The organism is Streptomyces sp. NPDC055099 (assembly GCF_053607685.1).
In genome coordinates this window covers 284,452-290,585 of sequence record NZ_JBSGUA010000013.1, presented here as the reverse complement: position 1 = coordinate 290,585, position 6,134 = coordinate 284,452, and the positions used below count along the sequence as shown (strand labels likewise).

Annotated in this window: 7 protein-coding genes and 1 pseudogene; 1 reads left to right on the top strand and 7 read right to left on the bottom strand. The window is 68.4% G+C overall.

The genetic code is table 11. The features are described 5' to 3' along the window. The 7 genes and pseudogenes from ACWFRU_RS29690 to ACWFRU_RS29660 form a co-directional block, all read right to left on the bottom strand. Positions 1 to 113: pseudogene (locus ACWFRU_RS29690) on the bottom strand (DNA-directed RNA polymerase subunit alpha); the annotation flags it as partial. A 346-nt stretch (positions 114 to 459) separates the two neighbouring features. Further along, positions 460 to 990: a metallophosphoesterase family protein gene (locus ACWFRU_RS29685; RefSeq protein ID WP_453691181.1), complete on the bottom strand. Its 531-nt coding sequence runs from the start codon at positions 988 to 990 to the stop codon at positions 460 to 462. Then, a complete protein-coding gene (locus ACWFRU_RS29680; RefSeq protein WP_453691180.1) occupies positions 987 to 1,811 on the bottom strand; it encodes an alpha/beta fold hydrolase in 825 nt (274 codons plus the stop codon). The genes ACWFRU_RS29685 and ACWFRU_RS29680 overlap by 4 nt, the downstream gene beginning before the upstream one ends. Before the next feature lie 39 nt (positions 1,812 to 1,850). Next, positions 1,851 to 2,033, bottom strand: coding sequence for a hypothetical protein (locus ACWFRU_RS29675; RefSeq protein WP_453691179.1), 183 nt, complete (start codon positions 2,031 to 2,033; stop codon positions 1,851 to 1,853). A 66-nt stretch (positions 2,034 to 2,099) separates the two neighbouring features. After that, complete coding sequence (locus tag ACWFRU_RS29670) at positions 2,100 to 2,660, bottom strand: DUF1360 domain-containing protein (protein ID WP_453691178.1); 561 nt, start codon at positions 2,658 to 2,660, stop codon at positions 2,100 to 2,102. 232 nt (positions 2,661 to 2,892) lie between these two features. Beyond that, a complete protein-coding gene (locus tag ACWFRU_RS29665; RefSeq protein ID WP_453691177.1) occupies positions 2,893 to 3,486 on the bottom strand; it encodes a hemerythrin domain-containing protein in 594 nt (197 codons plus the stop codon). An 8-nt stretch (positions 3,487 to 3,494) separates the two neighbouring features. Next, positions 3,495 to 4,694 (bottom strand): hypothetical protein, encoded by a 1,200-nt coding sequence (locus ACWFRU_RS29660; protein ID WP_453691176.1) that lies wholly within the window; start codon positions 4,692 to 4,694, stop codon positions 3,495 to 3,497. Positions 4,695 to 5,285: 591 nt separating this feature from the next. Between ACWFRU_RS29660 and ACWFRU_RS29655 the strand changes: the two genes are divergently transcribed. After that, a complete protein-coding gene (locus tag ACWFRU_RS29655; protein ID WP_453691175.1) occupies positions 5,286 to 6,032 on the top strand; it encodes an FG-GAP repeat domain-containing protein in 747 nt (248 codons plus the stop codon). Positions 6,033 to 6,134: the final 102 nt, after the last annotated feature.

Below are 6,134 nucleotides of genomic sequence, written 5' to 3'. Positions count from 1 at the left end.
AGCGAGTTGCCGAGGGTGTAACCGAAGCCCGGCTCCAGCGGCTCGATCACGAACCGGGAGCGGAATTCGTCGACGACCTCTTCGGTCAACGAGGGGCGTTGTGCGATGAGCATGAAGCGTTTCCTCCAGAGTGCGGCGCCCGCTATTTGACGCCGTGGGCACTGCAAAGGGTAATGGGTCGCACACCCTCACCTGGTGGTCCGGGTCCAGGAGTCGCCGGGTGAGAGTACGAAAAACGTGAGTGAAGCCTGCCACGAGGGCCGGAGAGCCCCGCCACGAGGGCCGGAGAGACCCGTCCGGGGCCCGCCCGAAACCCGCCAGAGTCCGTCCCGCGTCCGGCGCGGGTCGCTCAGCCCCAGGTCAGGCTGGCGACCAGGGCCGGGCCGAAATGTCGGGCAGTGACCGTGGACCCGCGTTGACGCACGCGCCGCCGGCGAGCAGCCCCGCAGCGTCTGCTGCTCATCGTCTCGGCGGCAGTCGATGCAGCGTCACGTCGTGCAACGTGCCGTCAGAGACGGTCAGGGTGAGGAACGTGCAGTGGGGCTGGCGTCTGCGGTCGGTGGGTGAGCCGGGGTTGAGCAGGCGCAGGCCACCGGGGGCCGTGGAGTCCCAGGGGATGTGGCTGTGGCCGAAGACGAGTACGTCCAGGTCCGGGAAACGTTCGGCGCATCGGCGCTCCCGTCCGGTGGCCGCCCCGGTCTCGTGCACGACACCGAACCGCACGCCCCCCAGCTCCGCACGGGCCACCTCGGGGATACGCCGGCGCAGGGCGGGCCCGTCGTTGTTGCCGAACACGCCGATCAGGCGACGCGATCTGGACTCGAACAGATCGAGCGTGGCCTCATCGATCCAGTCCCCGGCGTGGATGACTGCGTCTGCCTCGTCAATGCCCGCCAAGAGAGCGTCGGGCAGCACTTTTGCCCGCTTCGGGAGATGTGTGTCAGAGGTCAGCAGCAGCCGTACGCGGTGGTCTGACTTTGCTCCGCTCACCTGTTCGAGGTGAAGTCGGTGGTGAGGTGGGCCGCCAGCTGTCCCGGGGCGTCTTCCTGGAGAAGGTGGCCCGCCCCGTCGATCCAATGCAGCTCGGCGTGCGGGATGCGCTCGTGCAGCCAGGTGGCGTATTCCGGTGGGAGGATGCGGTCCTCACGCCCCCAGATGAGACGTACCGGCAGCGTCATCTCGCCCAGCAGCTTCTCGTACGCGGCGGTGTCCGCTTGCCTGATCTGGCTGTACTGGCGGTAGAACGCGGCCTGTCCTTCGGCTCCTCGCCATGGTGCGAGAAACGCGTCGAGGACTTCCGGCCGGAGGCCGAGGTGCGTCGCGTGCCGCATATGGCTGGCGACGAGCGCTTCGTGGGCGTAGTCCGGAAGCTGCCCAAGGACATCCGCGTGTTCCAGGATGAGCCGGAAGAGACCCCGTTCCCACTCTCCGCCGCTCACCGCGTCGAAGAGCGTCAGGTCCCGGTAGCTTCTCTCCTCCAGCAGCAGTGTCCGCAATGCCACGGCCCCGCCGATGTCGTGGGCGACGACGCTGGGGCGGGACAGCTCCCAGTGGTCGAGGAGCCGGGCGAAAGTCCTCGCGTGGGCCGCGAGGCTGAGGTCCTGGCCCTCGCGCTGGTCCGACTGGCCGAAGCCGAGGTGGTCGAAGACGAAGACCCTGCGGGTACGGGCGAGCGCTGGAGCGATGTCCCGCCAGAGGAAGGAGGAGTACGGGGTGCCGTGCACCAGCACGAGCGGGTCTCCGCTGCCGAAGGTCCTCCAACGCACCACCCCCTCGGGTGTCTCGAACCCCTCGTCAAGTGCCCAGTTCACCCGTGACTCCCTCTTTCTGTCTTCTGCGGTGCTCTCGCGCTACTGCCCGGACTCGGGGTGGCCACCCTCGATCTGGTCCTGCACACCCTGGTCCTCGTCCTTGGCCCCGTCTCCGGTGGACCCGGCGTTCTCTCGCGCCTCGTTGTTCGAGGTGTCTGCCTCGGCCCCGTCGTTGTGCGGAGCTTCGTTGGCCTCGTCCTTGGTCTGATCTTCTGAACCCATGGCAGGCTCCTTTCTGTGGTCGGTCTTTGTGGCCGCGTCGTCCTCACAGCCTCAACCGCGAGGAGGTCACGCGCATGCGGAATCGTCGTCGTCCTCCTGCAGCCAGCCGTCGTATGCCAGCTGCATGCAGTCGGCGATCGCCAGGGACGTGAGACCGCACGTCACGGTCCGCGTGGCCTGCGGCCACACCGAGCGGGCCCCGGTGAAGGTGGCCGTCAGCCAGACGCTCAGGCAGAACGGACACGTGATCAGCTCACCCACGGTCGACTTGACGACCCCTCCGCGCGGGCTCTCGCTGACTTCGGCGGGGCCCGTCGCGGACTCGAAACGGGTGAAGGGCGCCCGGAGCGGGCTGGTGACGGTCCCCTTGCTGAGCAGCCGGCTCAGCCGGAACACCGCGGTCGCCGTCAGCAGGACATCCCAGGGGTCACGGCCGACCGGAGCCTTCGTCTTGCGCCGGGCGGCCACCGCGCCCCACACGGCCGTGTACGCGCCGAACGCCACGACGGCCGAGAGATGCCCCCGAAGCCGGTGCTCCTCCGGCGGGCCGTAGGCTGCGCCGACCCGCCGGACGGCCCCTCTGACCCGGCCCACAGGGCTCTCGTTCTTGGGTGCACCGTGGTTCACAACAGCCTCCGCCGGATATTCCTGATGGTCTGGTCCCTCATGCACGAAGGTGCCACGTCCCGCCGGGACGTCGCGTGACCACGTTTCTTCAAGAAACGCCGCCACACCGTGCACACAGGCCACAAACCGTCTGCCCTGCCGGGAGCAGGCCATGTGCAGCCGTCTCACCACGAACCGAGATATACCTCGGGCGGGGCATGCCAAATGGCTGAGTGGGAGGGGGGCCAGGAGCTCAGCCGTCTTTGTGCAGGGCCTTGCGGACCGCGTCCTTGGTGCGGTCCATCAGTGCCGCGAGGGGGCCGAGCATCGCGTTCGCCGCACCGGATTCCACCCCGGGGTGCGGCCGCGTGGGGGCCATGGTCTCCGCGGCTTTGACGGCCCTGGCCATCGTGGCCAGGTTCGCACTGTCGGTGCTGCGGCGGAGGTGCGTGAACTCGTAGCGTTCCTCGGCCCGGGCGTGTGCCTGGACGTCCTTGCGCAGCTTCAGGAGCTGCGGCATGAACGTGGGATCGTCGGTGTCCAGGTCGTCCAGCGCGGTCAGGGCCTCCTTGGCTGCCTTCTCCTCGGCGAGGCGCTCCTTCACGACCTGCTCACCGCCCGACAGCGAGCGCCGGGCGAAGGGGTGCACGATCTCCTCCTCCGCGGTCTCGTGCACGGCCAGTAAGCGCACCAGGTGGTGGAAGGCGTCGCGGCGATCCTCACCCTTGGTGGCCTCGACCTCGTCGAAGAGGTTGCGGATGTCGCCGTGCTGACGCATCAGCAGGGAGACGACATCATCGTCCTTGGCGTGGTCGTCCCCCGCGTGCGGGGTGTTCAGCTCGGACATGGTGCCCCTCACTTCTCGCGCTGCGTCAGGTCGGGGTGCTCGCCCTCGCTCTGCACCCGGTACTCGCGGCCGAACATCTCGTTGTGCTGCGTCATGACCCGGTCGCTGGGCGGTGCCTCGCCACCGTGGATCCGCTCCTGCATCTGCTCGAACCGCTCGTGCGCCTCGCGCACATACCCGGCCCCCAGCGTGGTCAAGTCCATCTGCGTGTCGAGGAGTCCGCGCAGATAGCCCTTGTTCGGCTCGAAGGTGAGGACGTTGGGCAGCTCGGGCGCGAGGACCGATGCGGGGTCCCTGCCGTCGTGCCGGCGCATGAGATCGCAGGCGGCGTGCAGGTGCTCGAGCTCCATGTTGAGGTGCAGCTCCCAGATCGCCTTGACCTTGGGGTCGCTCTCCTGCTCCATGAAGGAGTGGTAGAGGTAGCACTCGTTGTACTCGTGGTTGACGAGCTGCTCCCACCATGTCTCTCCCGGGTCGACGAGCGACTCGTAGTGGGTGACGTGCTCCTCTTCGATCAGGCCGATCTCCTGGTAGAGCTGGCGGGCGATCGGTTCCATGTAGGTGGGACCGGTGTTCATGTAGAAGTTCATCGTCTGCTGCTCGGCCGACATGATCGTGAGGGCGTGCAGCTTGGACAGCGGGTTCGTCTCGTCCTTGGCGTACGGGTCGCGGACGTTGTCGACGGGGTCGCGGTGGTGCAGCCGGGTGGGCCGGCCGGGCATGACCTCGGTCAGGCCCTCGACGATCGACTCCGCCTTGTGGTGCTCGATCATCTCGTACAGGTTCGCGTAGCGGTACAGGTGGTCGAAGTCCTCCAGGACCCCGAACTGGTAGGCCTGTTGCAGGTACGGGTCCGGCTCCATGCGCGCCACCCACGCCGTCAGGTCGACGGCGACCTGCTCGTAGGCGATCGTCGTCTCCAGCACCGACGACACCCCCGGCAGCAGCCAGTTGACCACCTTCTGCTGCTGCGCCTCGATGTAGCGGGTCCGCGCGAGCTGCCGCTTCACCTCGGGGTCGACCGTGTTGCGGGCCAACTGGTGGCTGAACATGATCGCTTCGACCTCGATGCCGTTCATCGTGATGATGCGGCAGCGGGTGTACGGATCACAGTGATCGGGGTCGATCGGGTCCACGTTCAGCTCGCGCCAGCTGCGCAGTTGCCGGTCCAGCGGAATGCCTCGCTGCTCCAACGGATTGAACGTCATGACGTTGTCTCCTTGATGAGAGAGGAGTGGCGGAGTACCCCTCCACCGACGGTTCATCCCCTCGCGGTGCATGCACCGGACGTCGCGCCTGCCGTACGTCCGGATCACCCTGCGTTAGGCGGAAGTTAGTGGGGTGGGAGCCCCGCGTTAGCGGGCCGGACCAGAGTGGGTGTTGTTCCTGGGAGACATCGACATCCACTACCTGCCGGGGGGACCGCCATGTGCTCCGACATCAAGGCCGCGAGCTTCTCGCTCACGGTCCGCACGAGCGTCGGCGGCACGGGCGAGGCAGCCCTTCGCCCTCGCCGGGCTCATCGTCGGCGAGCGTCGATGAGCCAGGAGCGTTCCACCCCGGCGTTCCAGGTAGCATGCGTTCTGGCTGGTCAGAGGGTCATTTCCTGTTCCGGCGTCCCTAACTGCCCGGATTTCGTGGCGGTTTGGATGGATCATCCAGCAAGCTCGAGACGCACTCACCCGGGAGATCTCCAGGCGTCCCACATCGTGATCTCCTCAGGATCACCCGCATGAGGTGCGGACGCTGAGCACGGTCCCTGAACACTTTCAGCAGCAATCACATGAGGAGTTACTCAGATGCCTAGCAAGCGCTTACACGTGATAGCCGTTCCGGCTGCCGCGGTGGCCCTGGCCCTGACCGCTGCCGGACACCAGGCAAGCGCGGCCGGCTCGTCGGGAGGCGGCGGCGCGGCACTTTCCGGGCAGGCCGCCCAGGCGGCCTCCCCGTGCCTGGCCGGCCCCACGACGCTGCTCGGCGACCTCGACGGCGACGGCCGCCCCGACAAGATCATCAATCCCGGGCACACCGGCACCAAGATGACGGTCCAGTGGGGTGCCGCGAACGGCACCTTCGGCAGCAAGCAGAACGTCAGCAAGCTCCTTGGCGCGAAGACGGGCGAGGTCGCCACCGCCGCGGTCGCCGACTTCCAGAACGACGGCACCCTGGACATGGTCGTCAACCTCGTCACCCCCTCCGGCGGGGACGACCCCAACACGGCCCGCGTCGCCGAATTCCGCCCCGGCCCGCTCACGCGGTCGAACCTGGGCTCCGCGGCCCCCAAGCGCTCCGACATCGGCACGCAGGGCGAGGCCAAGCAGCTCCGCGTCGCCGACTACGGCGGCGACGCGTACCCGGACCTCGCGGTCCTCAACAACGCGGGCGACGGCGTGTGGGAGCGCTCCATCCGCCTGACGAAGCCGGGCGGCGGCCCCGGCGCCTACGACTACGAGCTGCAGCAGAAGTACGGCGAGACCGGGACGCCGGCCGAACCCCCGGCCATGCCCACCGACGGTTGGCAGCACTTCTACAAGTCCTGCTCCTGACCCCCCGACCGGGGGGCGCCCGCCCCCCCCGCCCCGGGGGGGCGCGCCCCGCGGCGGGGGGGGGGGGCGCGCGCACCCCCCCGCCGGTGGGGGGCCCCCCCC

Excerpts from the sequence above, each read along its gene's own strand:
- ACWFRU_RS29665 (WP_453691177.1), bottom strand. The coding sequence starts at position 3,486 with ATGTCCGAGCTGAACACCCCGCACGCGGGGGACGACCACGCCAAGGAC.
- ACWFRU_RS29655 (WP_453691175.1), top strand. The coding sequence starts at position 5,286 with ATGCCTAGCAAGCGCTTACACGTGATAGCCGTTCCGGCTGCCGCGGTG.
- ACWFRU_RS29675 (WP_453691179.1), bottom strand. The coding sequence starts at position 2,033 with ATGGGTTCAGAAGATCAGACCAAGGACGAGGCCAACGAAGCTCCGCAC.
- ACWFRU_RS29660 (WP_453691176.1), bottom strand. The coding sequence starts at position 4,694 with ATGACGTTCAATCCGTTGGAGCAGCGAGGCATTCCGCTGGACCGGCAA.